Below are 18674 nucleotides of genomic sequence, written 5' to 3'. Positions count from 1 at the left end.
AGCAATACCAATCGGGTCAATACCGTAGTGGCTGTAAAAACGGCTGTCTTCGGTCGCGATGAGGGCTTCAATTAAGTGCTGAGGAATATCTTGATATTCAACGGGGGTTCGGCGTTTTTCTCCAAACTGTGCGATTAATTTGCCATCTTGACTGAATACTTGCATCGGAGCTTCAAGCTCAACGTGTCGTAACTCTTCTACGTCTGGTAGATCTGGTTTTACGTAAAAGTAGAAACCAATGATCGTACTGACTCCAAGAATCATGCAAACCAATGTGAATATAAATAGTCGCTTTATGAACTTCACCGAAGAATCCCTGATTAGTAGAGGTAGCCAAAGAGCAACCCCTTGTATTCTAAAATAAAAAATAACTTAGTTTTATATAACGGTGCTAACGCTAGCAACGATCTCTATTGTTGGTCAATAGAGCCACTGGAGCAAAACACATGGGTAAACCATTAATAACTGGTATAGATATTGGCCACTATAGTATTAAAGCCGTGGTCTTAAAGCCAGCAAGTGATGACTATTCAATCGTAAGTTTTAAAGAATTGCCCATTTCAGGTGATGTATTCTCTGATAATCACACCGTTAATCATCAACAAATTGTCAATAAGTTAAAAGAGCTACGAAAATTTCTCCCCATTTGGAGTAAAAGAGTCGCGATTGCGATCCCTGATAACGCAGTGATCAGCAAATTACTGCAAATTGATAGCGATCTTGACGAGCGTGAGACAGAGTTTGCCATCTATCAAGGCTTCTCCCATCAATCCCCTTTTCCTATCGAAGAACTCAGTTTGGACTTTGTGCGGGTTGATAACGACAGCAAAACGCCGACCGCTGCCTATCAAGTTTATGCCACTAAAAAAGAAGTGGTTGACAGTCGGTACCATTCAGTCAAAAAAGCCGGATTTTCTCCGTTAGTGTGTGATGTTCAAGCTCATGGGTTAGTGAGCGTTTGGCGGCAGGCGGCAAAAAAGACAGCCCACCCAGATTGGTTGTTGGTGGATGTTGGTTACACCCAAACATCTTTGTGTATGGACTTTGATAATAAGGCTCATTTTAGTAAAGAGATTGCCCTAGGTACACAATACATGGATCAAGATCCGTCATCGATGGGTTCTTTACTTGAGCAGAAAACGGATCAATTTAATCAGTTGATGATTGACCGAGTTCAGCGGCAAATACAAATGTTGCTGTCCGTGAACGGTGATTCAGCAGTCAAAGGGATTTGGTTATCTGGGGGCGGCGCGACAACGCCAATGTTGGTTGAGGAGATTCAGCGTAGGCTTTGTATTGAATGCCAGGTTCTAAATCCTCTCTCTTTGTTGGGGCGCCCACGGACTAGAAAGCCACATCATTATAGTGATTTGCATGGTTTTAATACCGCAGTGGGAATCGCAATGAGAGGTCACGATTGGTTGGAGGTTCAACATGCTTTATAGCGTAAACCTTCTACCGTGGCGAGATGAGAAGCGTAAAAAGCACAAAAAACGATTTTTCAGCTTGATCGTGCTGTCACTTCTGGTCTCTTTTTTACTGCAATATGTGGCCGGTTGGTACTTCATCGCTGAACTTAATCAACAGCAAGGGCGAATTAACTATTTTACCCGATACATTGAACAACTCGATCAAAAAATCAATGAGCTAAAGCTAACCGAGCAAGACCATTCGGCATTACTCATTCGATTATCTGTCGTGGAAGAATTGCAATCCTCGCGCAATAGAAGTACTGAATTTATGGTTGAAATACAGAAGTTGGTACCGGAAGGGGTGTACGTCGACAAGATAAAAATGAAGGGTAATGAAATAGAAATGAAAGGGATCAGCGATAGCACTGCGCATCTGGCGACGATGCTCGATAATCTCGAAAAGTCTGCATTTTTAGAAGATGTCTCAATGCACTCTATCATCCATGATCAAAAGCGTTTTGGTCAAAGCTATCAGACTTTCGAAGCGTCTTTCCGCATTGCAGTGACCGATGAACGTCCTCTCGATGATGGTATTAGCCAAATGAGACCGAGTAGCAAGACACTAAGTGGCCAGATACCGAGTGAAAAGATAGCCGATAAAGAACGCCGCCGTGCAATGTGCTTAGCGATCTTGAATGTTCATCACTGTGTTGAAGAGCTAGATGGTATGGGGGTTCTGCATGGTTAATTTTCGAGACCTGGACATCGATGAAGTGACAGAATGGCCTTTATTGCCTCAGATGTTGGTATTGCTGCTGCTCCTCATTCTCTTACAGGGAGTCGGTGGCTGGTTTTATATTTTACCTAAAATGGAACAGCTTGAAGTATTGAAAGATGAAGAGCAAACACTGAAGTCAACCTTGCGAATAAAAGCCAATAAAGCGGCCACTCTACCCGTATTACGTGCTCAGCTTGATGAGCTGGAAGAGCGATACGATTACCTGTTGCGTCAGTTACCGGAACAGAAAGAGTTGGCAAGCATGTTGGCATCGGTCAATGAATTTGGTTTAAAGAATTCACTGACCTTTACTCGTATCGATTGGGGCCAAAGGCAGAATCAGACGTTTTTGTATCGGTTGCCTCTCAACTTTGAATTGACGGGAAGTTACGACAACATCGGTCATTTTTCAGAGGCCATTGCGAACTTACCAAGAATCATCGTTCTTGAAGACATTGATTGGCAGCGAGTGAGTCAAGAAAGCAGCACATTACATTTTCGGGTCCGCGCTTATACCTATCAATTCAAAGCGGAGGTCAAAGATGAAGGCTAATGGTTTTTTTCTTTTTCTCTTCGCGGGCTTTCTGAACGGTTGCCAAGCCAACAATGACTCGATCGATGAGTATATTCAGGCCATTGAATCCCAGGCCCGTAAAGAGGTTGTTCGCCTAGAGCCCGTGATTATGTTTCAAGCTTCCGCTTACCAGAGTACCGAGCTTCGTGAGCCGTTTTTTTTACCCAGTGCAGCACTGGTACAAGAGCAGGCGATGGTTAAAAAAGATTGTTGGCAACCCCCAAAGCGAACCAAATCAGGGCCGCTTGAACGCTATCCAATGAGTAAGTTGAGATTAAAAGGCGTCATGGGGAGTGCGAATAGCGTGTCAGCGCTCGTCCAAACGCCTAAAGGTCAAGTGATCAACGTGAGTGAGGGTCAGTTTATTGGTCTTAATAACGGCAGAGTCACTAGAGTGACATCTCATTATGTGTTGATTAATGAAACGCTGCCCGATGGCCTAGGTTGCTGGAGTAAGCGTAACGTCAAGCTTGCTCTTAAATAGAATTATTTGTTTGAGATATCATCATGATTAAAGGATTAACAATGAAAATAGCGACAGTTTGTTCGTTATTCACCGTCACTCTACTGAGCATTCTACTCTTCAGTGTTAATGTGCTGGCAGCTGACACCAATCAATTGAAAAGCATTGATTTTCGGGTGGATGGTGACAAAAGCGCACGCATAATTATCGAGCTAGCCAGTCCATCTTCGGTTGTTGATTTGCAGAAGGTGCAAGAAGGGCTGAGTATTGAGCTACTGCAAACCGATGTCAGTGATGAGCAGTTGTATCTACTCGATGTCAAAGACTTCGGCACAGTGGTGCAGAATATTGAGGTATTTCGTAAAGAGCCGAGTACTTTGTTGGTGGCGTCCATCAGTGGTGATTATGATTTTAACTACAGTTTGAAAGGGAAGTATCTTGACGTTGTGGTGACTCAAGCCAAAGCCGTTCAAAAGCCCAAGCAGGCCAGTCTACTCGAAAAAGAAGGCAAGCTGATTTCAATAAACTTCCAAGATATCCCGGTAAGGAATGTCTTGCAGCTCATCGCCGATTACAACGCATTCAACTTAGTCGTGTCTGACTCGGTGTCCGGTAATCTTACCTTGCGCTTGGACGGGGTGCCTTGGCAACAGGTTCTTGATATTATCTTGCAAGTCAAAGGGCTGGATAAAAGAGTAGAAGGGAATGTTATTTTGGTCGCGCCAACCGCAGAGCTTGATTTGCAAGAACAGCAAAAACTCGAAAAATCCCGCCTTGCTGAGGAGTTAGGCGATCTCTCTTCCGACATTCTCAAAATTAACTTTGCTAAAGCTTCTGATATTGCCGATATGATTGGCGGAGATGGCCCTGTGAGCATGCTGTCTGATCGTGGTTCCATCAGCATTGATGAACGAACCAATTCTTTACTGATTCGCGAGTTGCCTGACAATATTGAGATTATTCGTGACATTGTTTCTTCACTTGATATTCCTGTAAAGCAAGTGCAGATTGAAGCTCGCATAGTGACCATTAATGAAGGCAACATGGATGATCTCGGTGTTCGTTGGGGGTTTACTCATACCAATGGGAATAATACCGCAGGGGGATCGATAGAAAGTAACTTATGGCAAGTAGGCGCGTTGGCGGGGGATGAGTTGCCCATTGATGACTTTCTCAATGTTAATTTAGGCGCGACGTCAGCGAATGCTTCATCAATTGCGTTTCAAGTGGCCAAATTAGGCTCAGACATGTTACTTGATCTTGAACTGTCGGCATTACAGCGTGAATCGAAGGCTGAGATTATTTCTAGCCCCCGCTTGATTACTACCAATAAAAAACCAGCCTATATTGAGCAAGGCACCGAAATTCCGTATCTAGAGTCCTCGTCTAGTGGCGCAACGACCGTGGCATTTAAAAAAGCGGTCTTAAGTTTGAAAGTCACCCCTCAAATCACCCCAGACAATCGTTTAGTGCTTGATTTAAGTGTGACTCAAGACAGGCCGGGAGAAATCGTTAAGACGGGAACCGGGGAGGCGGTGGCGATTGACACACAAAGAATTGGAACTCAAGTACTGGTCAATAATGGGGAAACCGTGGTGCTCGGTGGAATTTACCAGCACAGCACCACCAATTCGGTAGATAAAGTGCCATTGCTTGGTGATCTACCATTATTGGGGGCGCTTTTCCGCCGAACTTATGAACAAAAAGGCAAAAGTGAACTGCTAATTTTCGTGACTCCGAAAGTAATTCTCCAGTAGTGGGGAATAAATAATCGCGATCAACAAAAAATAAAGTTGCATTAGTGTCATCAGATCTAGATAATTTCGGGTCTTATCACGAAACATCTGTGAGGAATAGGTGCCACAAGCAACTATAAGACTTGAAAATTTCAGGTTACTCTTGTGGCGATGTCATTGAATTAACGTTGTAAATTACTGCTAAAAACATGGCTGAGAAACGCAATATCTTTCTTGTTGGCCCAATGGGCGCCGGCAAAAGTACAATTGGTAGACACCTTGCTCAACAACTGCATATGGAGTTTTTAGACTCAGATACAGTTATTGAAGAACGCACAGGTGCTGATATCGCATGGGTTTTTGATGTTGAGGGCGAAGAAGGCTTCCGTAAGCGAGAAGAATCTGTCATCAATGATCTAACTGACAAGCAAGGCATTGTTCTTGCGACAGGGGGCGGCTCTGTAAATAGTAAGGATAACCGTAATCGTCTATCTGCACGTGGCATTGTTGTTTACCTAGAAACAACAATTGAAAAGCAACTTGCGCGTACAAATCGCGACAAGAAGCGCCCGTTGCTACAAACGGACAATCCGAGAGATGTATTAGAATCTTTGGCGGGTGAGCGCAATAACCTCTACGAAGAAGTAGCGGATTATACCGTTCGTACCGATGACCAGAGTGCAAAAGTAGTAGCCAATCAGATCGTAAAAATGCTAGAAGAACGTTAAGTCGTTTTTTATCGGAGAGCAAACCATGGAACGGATTACGGTCAGTTTGGGCGAGCGAAGCTACCCAATCTCTATCGGTGCCGGATTATTTAATAATTCGGCACAACTTTTTTCTTCTTATATCGATCAAGCATTCTCTGCTTATCAGAAAGTAGTGGTTATCAGTAATGTGACCGTTGCTCCGCTTTATGCCGACCAAATTTTGGCTCAGTTTAAGCAGCTTGGTTGTGAAACCTCATTACTCGAACTTCCCGATGGTGAACAATACAAGAGCCTCGATACCTTTAATCAAGTCATGACCTTTCTGTTAGAAGGCAATTATAGCCGCGATGTGGTTGTGGTAGCACTGGGTGGTGGTGTGATTGGTGACCTTGTTGGCTTTTCTGCTTCGTGCTACCAGCGCGGTGTGGACTTCATCCAAATTCCTACGACATTATTATCGCAAGTCGACTCTTCTGTCGGTGGGAAAACGGCGGTGAATCATCCACTTGGCAAAAATATGATTGGTGCCTTCTACCAACCTAAATCTGTCATCATTGATACCGACTGTTTAGCTACCCTGCCTGAGCGTGAATTTGCAGCGGGCATTGCTGAAGTGATCAAATATGGCATCATTTACGATGTCGCTTTTTTTGAGTGGCTAGAAATCAATTTAGATAAACTCTACGCCCTTGATAAAGAAGCATTAAATTATGCAATATCTCGTTGCTGTGAAATCAAAGCTGAAGTCGTCGCTCAGGATGAAAAAGAGTCGGGTATTCGTGCTTTATTGAACCTGGGTCATACATTTGGCCATGCCATTGAAGCGGAACTAGGGTATGGTAATTGGTTGCATGGGGAAGCGGTTGCATCGGGTACGGTTATGGCGGCGAAAACAGCACAACTGCAAGGATTGATTTCTGAGCAGCAAGTTACGCGAATCATTTCTATACTTAAAAATGCAAAGTTGCCGGTACATACCCCAGAAAGCATGGTTTTTGGTGATTTTATGAAGCACATGATGAGAGACAAAAAGGTATTGGCCGGAGAACTTCGCTTAGTGCTACCCACCAGTATCGGTACTGCTGAAGTCGTTAAAGGTGTTCCTGAATCTGTACTTGAGCAAGCCATTGATTTTTGTCGTAGTATATAATTTTATTTTATAGACAGTCTTCTGTCAGTAGGACGGCCTAATGAGTTTAACGCATGAATCACGTGTGTTGGAATTAGAGTCTCAAACCGAGTTGCTAGAGCGTTTACAGCTATTGACTAATTTCGGCTCCAATCTTGTCACCGTCGGTGGTGAGATTGGTGCGGGAAAATCGTGGTTGGCGCAACGTTACCTAGAAGCTTGGGCGCAAGATAAAAATCAGTCATTGCTGATGTGTCACCCCAATCAAGATGACTCTCAACGCCGTTCTACTATTTTAAATCAGATCATTTCCAACTCTCTTTTTAGCCCCCAAGATTCCCTCGTTGATAGCCTTGAGCAAATCTTAGAAGGCGAACCTTGTGATCTCGTCATTGTGGTTGATGATGCCCACTTATTGACCGAGTCGTTTATTTCAGAACTGTGGATGTTGGTTCTTGAAGCGCAAAGCAATCCCCATTGGAGCATTAACGTCGTTCTGTTTGCTAAATCCAATAGCATCGAGGGTTTGCTAACCCGTTTAAGCTACGGGCAAGAGCACAAACCGATTGAATTAGAGGTTGATTCACTACGTTCAGAAGAGGCGGAGCGGTTCTTTGAATTTCTTGTCATTCGATATGTGGATGATAATCTAGAAAAACGAGTTCGTCAGGTGTACAAAAAGACCCCGCCTTTACCGGGTGCAATCATGGCATTAGGAGATCATAAAGTGGAAAAACGTATCATCATTCGTTCAATTGTCGGCTCTCCTGGCAAAATTGCTGCACTCATTATTTTACTCTTGTTGATTATTGGTGGTGGTTACTATTGGATGATTAGCCAGCCTTCACCCGATGAGAAAGCGCAACAGATAACCGATAGCCTTGAACAGACCGTTATCCCAACGCTTCCTAGTGTGTCTTCATCGGTTACGACGATGGATGGCGAGTTGGTTACCAATGAAAACCAAGGTGGTGCTGAACTTGTTGATCCTAGCTACCAAGGTGCGATTGATGACAGTATGTCGCTCCCACCGGATGTGGTGGACGAAACGGCAAGTGTAGGGCTCGCTGATGATGATCAGCAACGTGTCGTGATTAACTCGGATGTGGTTGATGCCCTGTTAGATGATAAACCGGCGGACACCAGCACGATTGACAATGCCATTACAGACGCTCAGCAACAAGCCGATGAGGGTGTTGAAGCAGAATCTGTGATTGAAGCCGAATCCGCACCGAGTGAAAAAATCATCACATTCTCATTTTCTCGCGAGGCATTGAAGGCATTTTCACCGCGTAGTTACACGCTCCAACTCGCCGCCATGAACTCGTTAACCGAAGTCCAAGAATTTATCGAGCAGTACGCTATCGAAGATCAAGTTCGTGTTTATCCAACCATGCGAAATGACATCGAGTGGTATATTGTGACTTATGAAAACTACCCAACGATTCAGGTTGCCAGAGACGCCGTCGATACACTGCCAGAAGCGCTGCGTGAACTTGGGCCTTGGGCGAAATCAATGAGTCAGGTTCATAGAGAAATCGATCGTGAGAAATAACGCTGAGCTTAATGCGAAAATATGTTACATTTCGCAGCCTTATTTTGTGGTGGATAGACAGAGCAGTAAATGAAAAAGCAGCGTGCCTTTTTAAAATGGGCGGGTGGAAAATATGGCCTCGTTGAAGATATTCAACATCACCTGCCTCCTGCTCGTAAGTTAATAGAGCCCTTTATTGGCGCTGGTTCCGTTTTCCTTAATACAGATTTTGAGCAATACCTGCTGGCTGATATTAACCCGGACCTCATTAACTTATACAATCTCTTAAAAGAGCAACCCGAGCTCTATATTTCAGAAGCCAAACGTTGGTTCACTCCACACCATAATCAAAAAGAGGTGTACTTAGACGTACGCGCTCAATTCAATGCAACCGATGATGTGATGTATCGTTCATTGGCCTTTCTGTACATGAACCGTTTTGGCTTTAATGGCTTGTGCCGTTATAACAAAAAAGGTGGGTTTAACGTGCCGTTTGGGTCATACAAAAAACCCTACTTTCCAGAAGCGGAACTCGAGTTTTTTGCGCAAAAAGCAAAGAAAGCGACCTTTATCTGTGAAGGTTACGTTGAGACATTCAAACGGGCTCGAAAAGGCTGTGTAGTTTATTGCGACCCTCCTTATGCACCATTGTCGACGACATCCAACTTTACCTCATACGCAGGAAATGGGTTCTCACTTGACGACCAAGCGGCTCTAGCGGATATCGCTGAGAAAACCGCTTATGAGCGCGGTATTCCGGTATTGATTTCCAACCATGATACAACGCTGACTCGTCGTCTTTATCACGGAGCACAACTCAACACCGTGAAAGTAAAACGAACCATCAGTCGGAATGGCGCTGGGCGCAATAAAGTCGATGAGCTACTTGCGCTGTTTTATGAAAAACAAAATCACATCGCAGACAAATCACTTTAAGCACTAGGATCTCACGACTGGCTTATGTAGAATTGCGCGCGAAACTTGTTCAATCCCCGTTTTAGTTAACTCGCGATTTGAACGGTTTATGTATCCGTTTGGTTGTTTATCCCATTAGGTATTTTAAGCACGCATTTAAGTACGAATTTAAACATAGAGGCTAGGTATGAAAGATTTTCTCATCGCTCCATCCATTTTATCGGCGGATTTTGCTCGCCTAGGCGCAGACGTTGAAAAAGTACTCGCAGACGGTGCCGATGTTGTGCACTTCGATGTGATGGACAACCATTACGTACCTAACCTAACGTTCGGTGCGCCAATCTGTAAAGCATTGCGAGACTATGGCATCACTGCACCAATCGATGTTCATCTTATGGTGAAGCCGGTCGATCGCATTATCCCAGATTTCGCGAAAGCGGGCGCGACGATGATTACGTTCCATGTCGAAGCCTCTGAGCACGTTGATCGTACTTTACAGCTTATCAAAGAACATGGTTGCCAAGCGGGCGTGGTATTAAACCCTGCAACCCCATTGTCTTGTCTTGAGTTTATTATGGATAAGGTCGACATGATTCTTCTGATGTCGGTGAACCCAGGGTTTGGTGGTCAATCGTTTATTCCTCACACTCTTGATAAGCTTCGTTCTGTTCGTAAGATGATTGATGAATCTGGCCGTGATATTCGCTTAGAGATTGATGGTGGTGTTAAAGTCGATAACATTCGAGAGATCGCTGAAGCCGGCGCCGATATGTTTGTTGCAGGTTCTGCAATATTTGGTCGTCCTGATTACAAAGAAGTCATTGACGAAATGCGCGCTGAGCTTGCAAAAGTTAACGCATAAAAGTAGAACTAAGGTCTGTTGACCTAAAATCAAAAATTTAAATTAAGGGGGGCGCATTGCCCCCTTTTTTACGTCTTGTAGCTCAACCTTTAAGACGAACATAATAAATAGGAAAGTAAGATGCCATTAAGCTCAATAAAACTGATTGCCTTCGATTTAGATGGAACTCTGTTAGATAGCGTGCCAGATCTGGCGATCGCTGCTGACCTTGCTGTCAAAGCCTTGGGTTTCCCATCTGTAACGGAAGAACAAGTTCGTGATTATGTTGGCAACGGTGCAGACATACTGATTGGCCGATCCCTCAGCCAGAATTTAACCGTGAATCCAGAGTTGAGTGAAGAGACTCGCCGTAAAGCCCGCATCTTGTTTGATGACTTTTATGAGCAAGGGGGTCATAAGCTGAGCCACCTTTATCCATCGGTTAAAGAGACCCTCGCGGCGCTCTCCAAAGCGGGCTTTACTATGGCTATCGTGACCAACAAGCCGACGAAATTTGTGCCGGACGTGCTGGCTCAGCATGATATTGCTCAGTACTTTACTGATGTCATTGGTGGCGATACTTTCGCGAACAAAAAACCGGATCCGATGGCGTTAAACTGGTTGCTAGAAAAACATGGCGTTAAAGCGGATGAAATGCTGATGGTCGGGGATTCGAGTAATGATATCAAAGCCGCCAAAAACGCCGGTTGCTATTCATTTGGTCTTACCTATGGTTATAACCACGGTGAGCCGATTTCTGCGTCTAACCCTGACTATGTGGCTGATGATATTGGTCAATTGCTCGAAGTCGTTCTCGTTTCAGCGTAAAGCTCAGAAAAGTTACGACAAGCCTCTAGTAATATACTTGCCAATGAGTACACTGCTAAAACCGTGTTGATCAATTCGACACGGTTTTTTTAATTAATCATTATGAAGTCAAAGGAATCATTAGCATGAGCAAGCCCATCGTATTGAGTGGTGTTCAACCATCAGGTGAACTTAGTATCGGTAACTACTTGGGTGCTCTACGTCAGTGGCAGCAGATGCAAGATGATTACGATTGTCAGTATTGCGTTGTCGACCTGCACGCCATTACGGTTCGTCAAGATCCAAAAGCGCTGCATGAGGCGACTCTAGACGCATTGGCCATCTGTCTTGCGGTTGGTGTTGATCCAAAGAAGAGCACGCTATTTGTTCAATCACACGTCCCAGAACATGCTCAACTTGGTTGGCTTCTTAACTGTTACACTCAAATGGGTGAACTGAGCCGTATGACTCAGTTTAAAGATAAGTCTGCACGTCACTCAAACGACGTAAATGTAGGTTTATACGATTACCCTGTGTTGATGGCAGCAGATATCTTGCTTTACGGCGCTCACCAAGTGCCAGTAGGTAGCGATCAGAAACAACACCTAGAGTTAGCGCGTGATATTGCGACTCGTTTTAACAACATCTACGGCCCTGAAACGCCAATCTTCCAAGTGCCAGAACCGTACATTCCACAAGTGAATGCTCGTGTAATGAGCCTGCAAGATGCGACTAAGAAGATGTCTAAGTCAGACGATAACCGTAAGAATGTAATCACTCTGCTAGAAGAGCCTAAGTCGATCATCAAGAAGATCAATAAAGCTCAGACCGATGCTGAAACGCCACCACGTATCGCTAATGATTGGGAAAACAAAGCCGGTATCTCGAACCTAATGGGTTTGTACTCTGCGGCAACGGGTAAAACGTTCGAAGAGATTGAGGCTGACTATAAAGGCGTTGAAATGTATGGGCCATTTAAGAAAGATGTGGGCGCTGCATTGGTAGAGATGCTTGAGCCGATTCAATCTGAATACCACCGGATCCGTGCTGATCGTGCTTACATGGACGCAGTAATGAAAGCGGGTGCAGAAAAAGCGTCAGAACGCGCTGCTGTGACACTGAAAAAAGCGTACGAAGCGGTGGGTTTTGTTGCCCGCCCATAAACGAATGCTGAGTCTTCGTTGATTCTATAACGACAATAGCACCGTGATTGTTCAAAGCCTTTAGCCATGCTAAGGGCTTTTTTATTTATAAATCCATCAGTTATCTACAGGCCCCCACCAATCCTCTCTTTCCGTTTACTTTGCTTGTTGAAAGCATGCGCTCCATTCAGCTATTTGATTTGTATATGAGATCGAGATCTCGATAAATAGGGTGAATGTTTCTATTGCTTACATAAAAGTCCAACACTGAGCGGGCAAAATAAAAACGACAATTCAATTAACGTGACATGGAACACCATCTTAAATGCAACACGACATTCTTGATGGTACTCAGAGGTAGATAATGGAAACCAAATTTACACGTAGCTTGCTTGCTCTTGTGGTGGGTTCAACGCTGGCTGCACCCGCACTCGCTGATGTGATTCTTTCTCAATATGTGGAAGGCACCAGTTACAACAAAGCCATCGAAATTGCCAACACCGGTGATACCGCCGTGAGTTTAGATGGCTTTCAATTGGCTAAATCGAGCAATGGTAATGGCTCATGGGGAAGTACTTTGTCTCTTGCCGGCAAAGTGATTGAGGCGAATCAAGTCTTAGTCATTTCTCACTCAAGCGCAAGCCAGGCGATACAAGATGTCACCAATGAGAATAACGGCTCAGTGGTGAACTTTAATGGTGATGACCCGATAGCACTGCTCAAAGCTGATGGCAGTGTTCATGACATGCTAGGCATTATGGGTGATGTCGATTGGGGTAAAGATGTGACCTTGGTTCGTGCCGAGCTGACCCCTTCTACCACTTACCAAGCATCTCAATGGGTGGCACTAGCCACTGACAATATTGAAGGGTTAGGGGCGTTGGAAGCGGTTGAATTGCCACAAGCCTTTGCTTGTACTCAAAACGATTCAACGCCCGTCTTTACTGCTATTCAAGATATCCAAGGAGAAGGGGCTAGCTCTCCGTTTATCAGCGGCTACCCATATATTACGGATGAGGAATATTTCGTCGAAGGTGTGGTGACGGCGGTGACCACAGGGCTGACGAAAGGGTTTTATCTTCAGGCCTTGAATGACGACTATAATTCAAGCACATCGGAAGGATTGTTTGTTCATACTAATTCATCTCAATCAGACTTAGTGGCTGGTGATATTGTTTGTGTCAAAGGTAAGATCCAAGAGTATTACAGCCATACTCAACTCAAAGTAGAAAACAACAACTGGATTAAGGTCAGTGGCCAAACGGCACCTTCAGCGGTTGCCATTGAAATACTAGAAAGCGATGAAAATTTCGAACAAACTCTAGAGCGCTATGAAGGCATGTTAGTCAAAACCACAGAAGCGCTTGATATGCGTGTGACGCGTACATTTGGCTATGACTATGCCGGGCGTCGTGACAATATGGTGCTGGCGCAAGGTGAAATTAATATGCAGCCAAACCAATTGTATGCGGCAGGCTCTGAGCAAGCGAATGAGCAAAATCAGCGTAATAAACTGGCTCGAGTATTTGTTGAGACCGATCAGAAAGCCCCCAACGGACAGATCCCGTACTATCCAGACTTTGGCCGCACAGATATCGATCAAAATGGGTCAACGGAAGATTACATTCGCATCGATGATTCGATTATTGGGCTAGAAGGTGTTTTAAGTTACAGCTACGGCGAGTATCGACTCATTGCGACCAATCAATTGAGCCGTGATAATTTTGTTCGCAACGATCCACGTACTGAACGCCCTCAAATGAATCGAGGGGATTTACGTATCGCGACATTCAATGTATTGAACTACTTCAATTCTCCATTTGGTGGTGATGCGAATTTACATGGCGACAACCGCGGTGCAAATAGCTACGAAGAGTTTGAAGTTCAACAGCAAAAAATCGTCAATGCTATTTTGTTGCTTGATGCCGACATCATTGGCTTGATGGAAATTGAAAACAATGGGTTTGGTGCCAGCGGAGCGATTACGCAACTCGTCGATCAAATTAACTTGCGTATCCCGAAACAAAAAGATCACTATAAATTTGTGGCGATCGATTCTAATCAAGACGGTGAGACCAATCATCTGGATTCCATTGGGACCGATGTCATTACTACGGGTGTGATTTATCGCAGTAAGGCGGTGAAGCTAAAACAGAGCCGCGTGATTGCGATGCCAAGTCAGCTGGCACCTGAAGTGATCGATGATAAGGGCAAAGTGATTGAAAGTGGTAAAAACTATCAACGTGATTCTCTTGCTCCTACGTTTAAAGTGAAAGGAACGAAAGAAAAAATCACCGTTGCAGTGAATCACCTTAAATCGAAAGGCTCAAAATGTTGGGAAGATGCGGCTCCGATTGAGCAAGGCGGTCAAGGCGGGGTTGACGCCGATAAGCAAGGGTCGTGTGAAAACTTCCGAGTTGCTGCAGTGGTTGCGTTAGGTGAAGCTCTGGAAGAGATCAAAGGGCATAAAGTCATTCTTGGTGATATGAATGCGTATGGTAAGGAAGATCCAATGCTTATCCTTACCGATTACAGTGCTGAGAAGTACGGCAAAGAGATCAAAGCGGCACGTAATACCTTTATTGCGGGTGAACCACAATTTGGTGATGATGGTGCTGTGATCACCAAGAATTTCGGTTATATCAATGCGGTTGAGATGCACCATCCAAAAAGCTGGAGTTACTCATACAATGATGAAGTCGGTGCTTTAGATCACTTACTGATCAGTGAGAGCTTAGCGGAAAAAGTGGTGGACGCGACAGATTGGCATATCAATGGCGGAGAATCGACGCTGTTTGATTACAACGAAGAGTTTAAAGGTGATTTTCCGAAGTACCAAGATCACTACCGTTCATCTGACCATGATCCAGCCGTTCTAGAGTTACAGATGGGAGGTTCATTTGGCCTGGGCGCATTAGTGTCGATGTTCGGTCTAATGATGTGGCGACGTCGTGATTCCTAGCGTCTAGCTCATTCAAGTGTAAAACGTTAAGGCCAGTGTTTACTGGCCTTATTTCATTTTTTTCAGCGTTAATACTTGCCTTTCCTACTTGGTATTGCACAATACCGCCCTCTAAAGTGTTTCAATGTGTTGAGCTGTATTGTTGCCATGCTATTGATTATCGATAATTACGATTCGTTTACCTATAACCTGTACCAGTATTTTTGTGAATTGGGTGCAGAGGTTAAGGTTGTGCGTAATGATGCGATTGATGTCGCTGGAATCGAAGCGTTAAAACCGTCACACCTTGTTATTTCCCCAGGCCCTTGTACGCCTAATGAAGCCGGTATCTCTCTTGCTGCCATCGAGCACTTTGCCGGTCAGTTGCCTATTATGGGGGTTTGCTTAGGGCATCAAGCTATTGCCCAGGTTTTTGGTGCAAACGTCGTGCGTGCTCGACAGGTCATGCATGGCAAAACATCCCCAATTACTCACACCAATCGCAGCGTCTTTCGTGGCTTAAATAACCCTCTAACGGTCACTCGATACCATTCGTTAGTGGTACAAAATGGCACCCTGCCGGACTGTTTTGAATTAACCGCTTGGACCACTCTTTCCGACGGTTCCATCGATGAAATTATGGGATATCAGCACAAAACGTTACCCATCGATGCGGTTCAATTTCATCCTGAATCGATCAAAACAGAGCAAGGCCATGAGTTGCTAGCTAACTTCTTAGCGCGTTAACTTTTTCGACGCACCCATTAGCCTAACTTTGTCACCGGCTTACGATCTGACCGTGATCACTTTTCTTAACATTTCTTTCATATTATTTGCGTTGTTCGGTTAGTGAAAAACTATTCGCAACAGATATCCTGTTTTTGCTTATCACCTTGATACGCTTGAGTTGCTGCCCTCCTTATAGATTCAATTTAAAAAAAAGCTTCATAAAAGAACCGACTTGATGCATAAATAGTCATATGTAGTGACTATCTGTAGGTGCTTTCCTACTTGAAAAGAATAATTCACTATTGAAATGGTTAATTGAATGTAAATACAATGCTGCAGCAGCAAAAGTGCGAAATTTTATATTCCTTTATTGTTTAGAGGGAAATATGCCGATCTGCTTGTTGGCCGTGTTAAGAGGGAATGTGCGATGACAGCTGAAAATTTTGGTTCAGGGAAAGAAAAGGTAGAACGCGAATTATTTAACGAGGTGATGGTGCCTTGTTATAACCCAATGGAAATGATTCCAGTAAAAGGGGAAGGCGCGCGAGTTTGGGATCAAGAAGGTCATGAGTACATCGACTTTGCTGGTGGTATTGCGGTGAGCTGTCTAGGTCATTGTCATCCAGCTATGGTCAACGCACTAACAGAACAAGGTAATAAAATTTGGCATTTAAGTAATGTCATGACGAATGAACCGGCACTGCGATTGGCTAAAAAACTGACTGAGATTAGCTTTGCTGAAAAAGTGTTCTTTGCTAACTCAGGTGCGGAAGCCAATGAGGCGGCACTCAAGCTAGCTCGTCGCTGGGCTGCGGATGTTCATGGCCCTGAAAAATCAGAAATTATTGCCTTTGAACAAGGGTTCCATGGTCGTACTTTCTTCACTGTGACTGTGGGTGGTCAGGCGGCTTATTCAGATGGTTTTGGCCCAAAACCCGGTGATATTACGCATTTACCATACAATGATATCGCGGCACTAGAAGCACGTATGTCGGAGCGCACTTGCGCCATCATGATGGAGCCACTTCAAGGAGAAGGCGGCATCATCTCTCCGACGAACGAATTTATGAAAGCGGTTCGCGAGCTGTGTGATAAATACAACGCTCTGCTTATTTTTGATGAAGTGCAAACCGGCAATGGCCGTACCGGCGATTTCTATGCTTATCAAGGGTTAGGTATCACACCGGATATTTTGAGCACGGCGAAATCACTCGGTGGCGGTTTCCCTATTGGCGCAATGCTCACCACAGCAGCGTTGGCTGAGCACCTGAAAGTGGGCACTCATGGCTCGACTTATGGCGGTAACCCACTTGCTTGTGCTGTTGCAGAAGCCGTGGTTGATGTTGTCAGTCAGCCTGAAACATTAGCGGGTGTTAAAGAACGTGAAACGCTCTTTCGTCAAGGATTGGCTAAGATTAATGATAAGTACCAAATCTTTGCAGAAATACGTGGCAAAGGCTTGTTACTAGGCGCTGCACTTAATGAGCAGTGGCAAGGTCGTGCTCGTGATGTATTAGTGGCAGCAGGTCAACATGGGCTTATGGTGTTGGTTGCGGGTGCTAATGTTGTTCGCTTTACGCCGTCTTTGGTGATTTCTCCACAAGAGATCGAAGAAGGGCTTGCTAAGCTTGATGCGGCAATCGCATCGTTAACCTCGAAATAAGTTAACAACCTATATGTATTCTTCTGAATACCGTTCAGGGGCTAGAGACTCTTTTTAGCCCCTATTGCATCAGGAGGGAATTTCGATGCTGGTTATTCGTCCCATTTCAATGTCTGACTACGATGCCTTGCATACTTGTGCAGTGGAATCAGGTCACGGTTTTACATCTCTTCCTGTTAACGAAGAACTACTGACTAATCGTATCCAACACTCTGAATACAGCTTTGCAAAAGGCGACGTGACAGAGCCGGGGGATGAAGGCTACCTAATGGTCGGCTTTGATAGTGAAAGTGGTGAAGTGGCAGGTTGTACAGGAGTGGAAGCTTCTATCGGTTGGGATGTGCCTTTTTATTCCTACCACATCAGTACTGTGGTGCACGCATCGCCTAAATTGGGCGTGAATAACGTGGTTAAATTGCTGACGTTTGGTAATAACTACACGGGCTGTACCGAAATTTGCACGCTGTTTTTACGACCAAGTTTTCGTGGTGGGCTGAATGGACGTTTGATGTCTAAGTGTCGATTCTTGATGCTGGCGGAACACCCACATCGATTCTCTAAAACCATATTCGCGGAGATGCGTGGGGTATCCGATGACGAAGGAAATTCCCCATTTTGGCAATGGCTCCAGGAGCATTTTTTCTCGATTGACTTCACCATGGCCGATTATTTAACCGGTATTGGTAAGAAAGGCTTTATCGCCGATCTGATGCCTAAGCTGCCAATCTATATCAACTTGCTGAGTAAAGAAGCTCAGGCTGTGATTGGTAAAGTTCATGACAACACATTGCCAGCACTGAAACTGCTAGAGCGTGAGGGCTTCACCTGTCGAAACTACGTCGATATTTTTGATGCAGGCCCTACCGTAGAGTGTGACGCTCGAAATATTGAGTCAGTACGTCACTCATTTCGAGCCAAGGTCGTGATTTCAGAGCACACAAGTGCTGATCATTACTTAATATCAAATACGTCATTTGAGAACTTCCGTGCCACCGCAGCAAAAGCAGCGTATGACCACGCAAGTAACACGGTGATATTAGCGTCTGATGTTGCTAAAGCATTGCAGGTTTCTCAGGATGACTATGTGCGTATGCTCGCCCAGTAACGGTTTTTATCCGTAATTTGTTTCTTCGGTAACCTAATTTTCTCAGAAAAAATGTACAAGGATTTCATTATGACTCATTGGATTGGTGGCGAGTGGATCGCTGGACAAGGCGATGCGATGGTTTCAACAAGCCCATACAACAACCAGCAAATATGGCAAGGTGATAGCGCGACTCCCGCTAGATCGGAAGAGCGG

16 protein-coding genes and 1 pseudogene are annotated in these 18674 nt (G+C 44.6%); 16 read left to right on the top strand and 1 reads right to left on the bottom strand.

Going from position 1 to position 18674, the window contains the following annotated elements; translation table 11 throughout:
* On the bottom strand, nt 1–306 hold a 306-nt coding region (locus ACP45E_RS20565), incomplete at its 3' end, for a transglycosylase domain-containing protein (RefSeq protein WP_198927774.1).
* Between the two features lie 140 nt (nt 307–446).
* On the opposite strand from ACP45E_RS20565, the gene pilM reads away from it, so the two are divergent.
* From pilM to astA, 16 genes and pseudogenes are all read left to right on the top strand, one after another.
* Entirely contained in the window at nt 447–1445 is a 999-nt protein-coding gene (pilM, locus tag ACP45E_RS20560; RefSeq protein ID WP_017038787.1) for a type IV pilus assembly protein PilM, read from the top strand.
* Nucleotides 1435–2160, top strand: a complete 726-nt coding sequence (locus tag ACP45E_RS20555) for a PilN domain-containing protein (protein ID WP_017038788.1) — start codon at nt 1435–1437, stop codon at nt 2158–2160. The genes pilM and ACP45E_RS20555 overlap by 11 nt, the downstream gene beginning before the upstream one ends.
* Complete coding sequence (locus ACP45E_RS20550; RefSeq protein ID WP_017036113.1) at nt 2153–2743, top strand: type 4a pilus biogenesis protein PilO; 591 nt, start codon at nt 2153–2155, stop codon at nt 2741–2743. The genes ACP45E_RS20555 and ACP45E_RS20550 overlap by 8 nt, the downstream gene beginning before the upstream one ends.
* A complete protein-coding gene (locus ACP45E_RS20545) occupies nt 2733–3248 on the top strand; it encodes a pilus assembly protein PilP (RefSeq protein ID WP_017036112.1) in 516 nt (171 codons plus the stop codon). The genes ACP45E_RS20550 and ACP45E_RS20545 overlap by 11 nt, the downstream gene beginning before the upstream one ends.
* A 119-nt stretch (nt 3249–3367) precedes the next feature.
* Nucleotides 3368–4984: pseudogene (locus ACP45E_RS20540) on the top strand (type IV pilus secretin PilQ); the annotation flags it as partial.
* A 188-nt stretch (nt 4985–5172) separates the two neighbouring features.
* Nucleotides 5173–5691 carry a shikimate kinase AroK gene (aroK, locus tag ACP45E_RS20535; protein ID WP_017036110.1) on the top strand — a complete coding sequence of 173 codons (519 nt, stop codon included), beginning with the start codon at nt 5173–5175 and terminating at the stop codon, nt 5689–5691.
* A 25-nt stretch (nt 5692–5716) separates the two neighbouring features.
* Nucleotides 5717–6823 carry a 3-dehydroquinate synthase gene (aroB, locus tag ACP45E_RS20530; protein ID WP_017036109.1) on the top strand — a complete coding sequence of 369 codons (1107 nt, stop codon included), beginning with the start codon at nt 5717–5719 and terminating at the stop codon, nt 6821–6823.
* A 40-nt stretch (nt 6824–6863) separates the two neighbouring features.
* Nucleotides 6864–8357 (top strand): AAA family ATPase, encoded by a 1494-nt coding sequence (locus ACP45E_RS20525; protein WP_017036108.1) that lies wholly within the window; start codon nt 6864–6866, stop codon nt 8355–8357.
* 69 nt (nt 8358–8426) lie between these two features.
* Complete coding sequence (locus tag ACP45E_RS20520) at nt 8427–9272, top strand: Dam family site-specific DNA-(adenine-N6)-methyltransferase (RefSeq protein ID WP_017036107.1); 846 nt, start codon at nt 8427–8429, stop codon at nt 9270–9272.
* A gap of 166 nt (nt 9273–9438) precedes the next feature.
* Nucleotides 9439–10113, top strand: coding sequence for a ribulose-phosphate 3-epimerase (gene rpe, locus ACP45E_RS20515; RefSeq protein WP_017036106.1), 675 nt, complete (start codon nt 9439–9441; stop codon nt 10111–10113).
* Between the two features lie 120 nt (nt 10114–10233).
* A complete protein-coding gene (locus ACP45E_RS20510) occupies nt 10234–10920 on the top strand; it encodes a phosphoglycolate phosphatase (RefSeq protein ID WP_017038791.1) in 687 nt (228 codons plus the stop codon).
* A gap of 125 nt (nt 10921–11045) precedes the next feature.
* The gene (gene trpS, locus ACP45E_RS20505) at nt 11046–12062 is read left to right on the top strand and encodes a tryptophan--tRNA ligase (protein WP_017038792.1); all 1017 of its coding nucleotides are present in this window, start codon (nt 11046–11048) and stop codon (nt 12060–12062) included.
* 343 nt (nt 12063–12405) lie between these two features.
* A complete protein-coding gene (locus ACP45E_RS20500; protein ID WP_017038793.1) occupies nt 12406–15003 on the top strand; it encodes an ExeM/NucH family extracellular endonuclease in 2598 nt (865 codons plus the stop codon).
* A gap of 147 nt (nt 15004–15150) precedes the next feature.
* A complete protein-coding gene (locus tag ACP45E_RS20495; protein WP_026026742.1) occupies nt 15151–15729 on the top strand; it encodes an aminodeoxychorismate/anthranilate synthase component II in 579 nt (192 codons plus the stop codon).
* Between the two features lie 409 nt (nt 15730–16138).
* Nucleotides 16139–17374 carry an aspartate aminotransferase family protein gene (locus tag ACP45E_RS20490; protein ID WP_017038795.1) on the top strand — a complete coding sequence of 412 codons (1236 nt, stop codon included), beginning with the start codon at nt 16139–16141 and terminating at the stop codon, nt 17372–17374.
* A gap of 85 nt (nt 17375–17459) precedes the next feature.
* Nucleotides 17460–18479: an arginine N-succinyltransferase gene (astA, locus tag ACP45E_RS20485; protein ID WP_017038796.1), complete on the top strand. Its 1020-nt coding sequence runs from the start codon at nt 17460–17462 to the stop codon at nt 18477–18479.
* Nucleotides 18480–18674 lie beyond the last annotated feature (195 nt).

Origin of the sequence: Vibrio genomosp. F10 str. 9ZD137 (assembly GCF_049974785.1) — a bacterium.
In the GTDB taxonomy this organism is placed as follows: Bacteria; Pseudomonadota; Gammaproteobacteria; order Enterobacterales; family Vibrionaceae; genus Vibrio.
This window is presented reverse-complemented; position numbering and strand designations above follow the sequence as displayed.

Bases quoted from the DNA above. Each gene is read 5' to 3' on its own strand.
- ACP45E_RS20510 (WP_017038791.1), top strand. From the start codon at position 10,234: ATGCCATTAAGCTCAATAAAACTGATTGCCTTCGATTTAGATGGAACT.
- rpe (WP_017036106.1), top strand. From the start codon at position 9,439: ATGAAAGATTTTCTCATCGCTCCATCCATTTTATCGGCGGATTTTGCT.
- ACP45E_RS20545 (WP_017036112.1), top strand. From the start codon at position 2,733: ATGAAGGCTAATGGTTTTTTTCTTTTTCTCTTCGCGGGCTTTCTGAAC.
- aroK (WP_017036110.1), top strand. From the start codon at position 5,173: ATGGCTGAGAAACGCAATATCTTTCTTGTTGGCCCAATGGGCGCCGGC.
- ACP45E_RS20550 (WP_017036113.1), top strand. From the start codon at position 2,153: ATGGTTAATTTTCGAGACCTGGACATCGATGAAGTGACAGAATGGCCT.
- ACP45E_RS20495 (WP_026026742.1), top strand. From the start codon at position 15,151: ATGCTATTGATTATCGATAATTACGATTCGTTTACCTATAACCTGTAC.
- astA (WP_017038796.1), top strand. From the start codon at position 17,460: ATGCTGGTTATTCGTCCCATTTCAATGTCTGACTACGATGCCTTGCAT.
- ACP45E_RS20520 (WP_017036107.1), top strand. From the start codon at position 8,427: ATGAAAAAGCAGCGTGCCTTTTTAAAATGGGCGGGTGGAAAATATGGC.
- pilM (WP_017038787.1), top strand. From the start codon at position 447: ATGGGTAAACCATTAATAACTGGTATAGATATTGGCCACTATAGTATT.
- ACP45E_RS20490 (WP_017038795.1), top strand. From the start codon at position 16,139: ATGACAGCTGAAAATTTTGGTTCAGGGAAAGAAAAGGTAGAACGCGAA.
- ACP45E_RS20525 (WP_017036108.1), top strand. From the start codon at position 6,864: ATGAGTTTAACGCATGAATCACGTGTGTTGGAATTAGAGTCTCAAACC.
- ACP45E_RS20555 (WP_017038788.1), top strand. From the start codon at position 1,435: ATGCTTTATAGCGTAAACCTTCTACCGTGGCGAGATGAGAAGCGTAAA.
- ACP45E_RS20500 (WP_017038793.1), top strand. From the start codon at position 12,406: ATGGAAACCAAATTTACACGTAGCTTGCTTGCTCTTGTGGTGGGTTCA.
- trpS (WP_017038792.1), top strand. From the start codon at position 11,046: ATGAGCAAGCCCATCGTATTGAGTGGTGTTCAACCATCAGGTGAACTT.
- aroB (WP_017036109.1), top strand. From the start codon at position 5,717: ATGGAACGGATTACGGTCAGTTTGGGCGAGCGAAGCTACCCAATCTCT.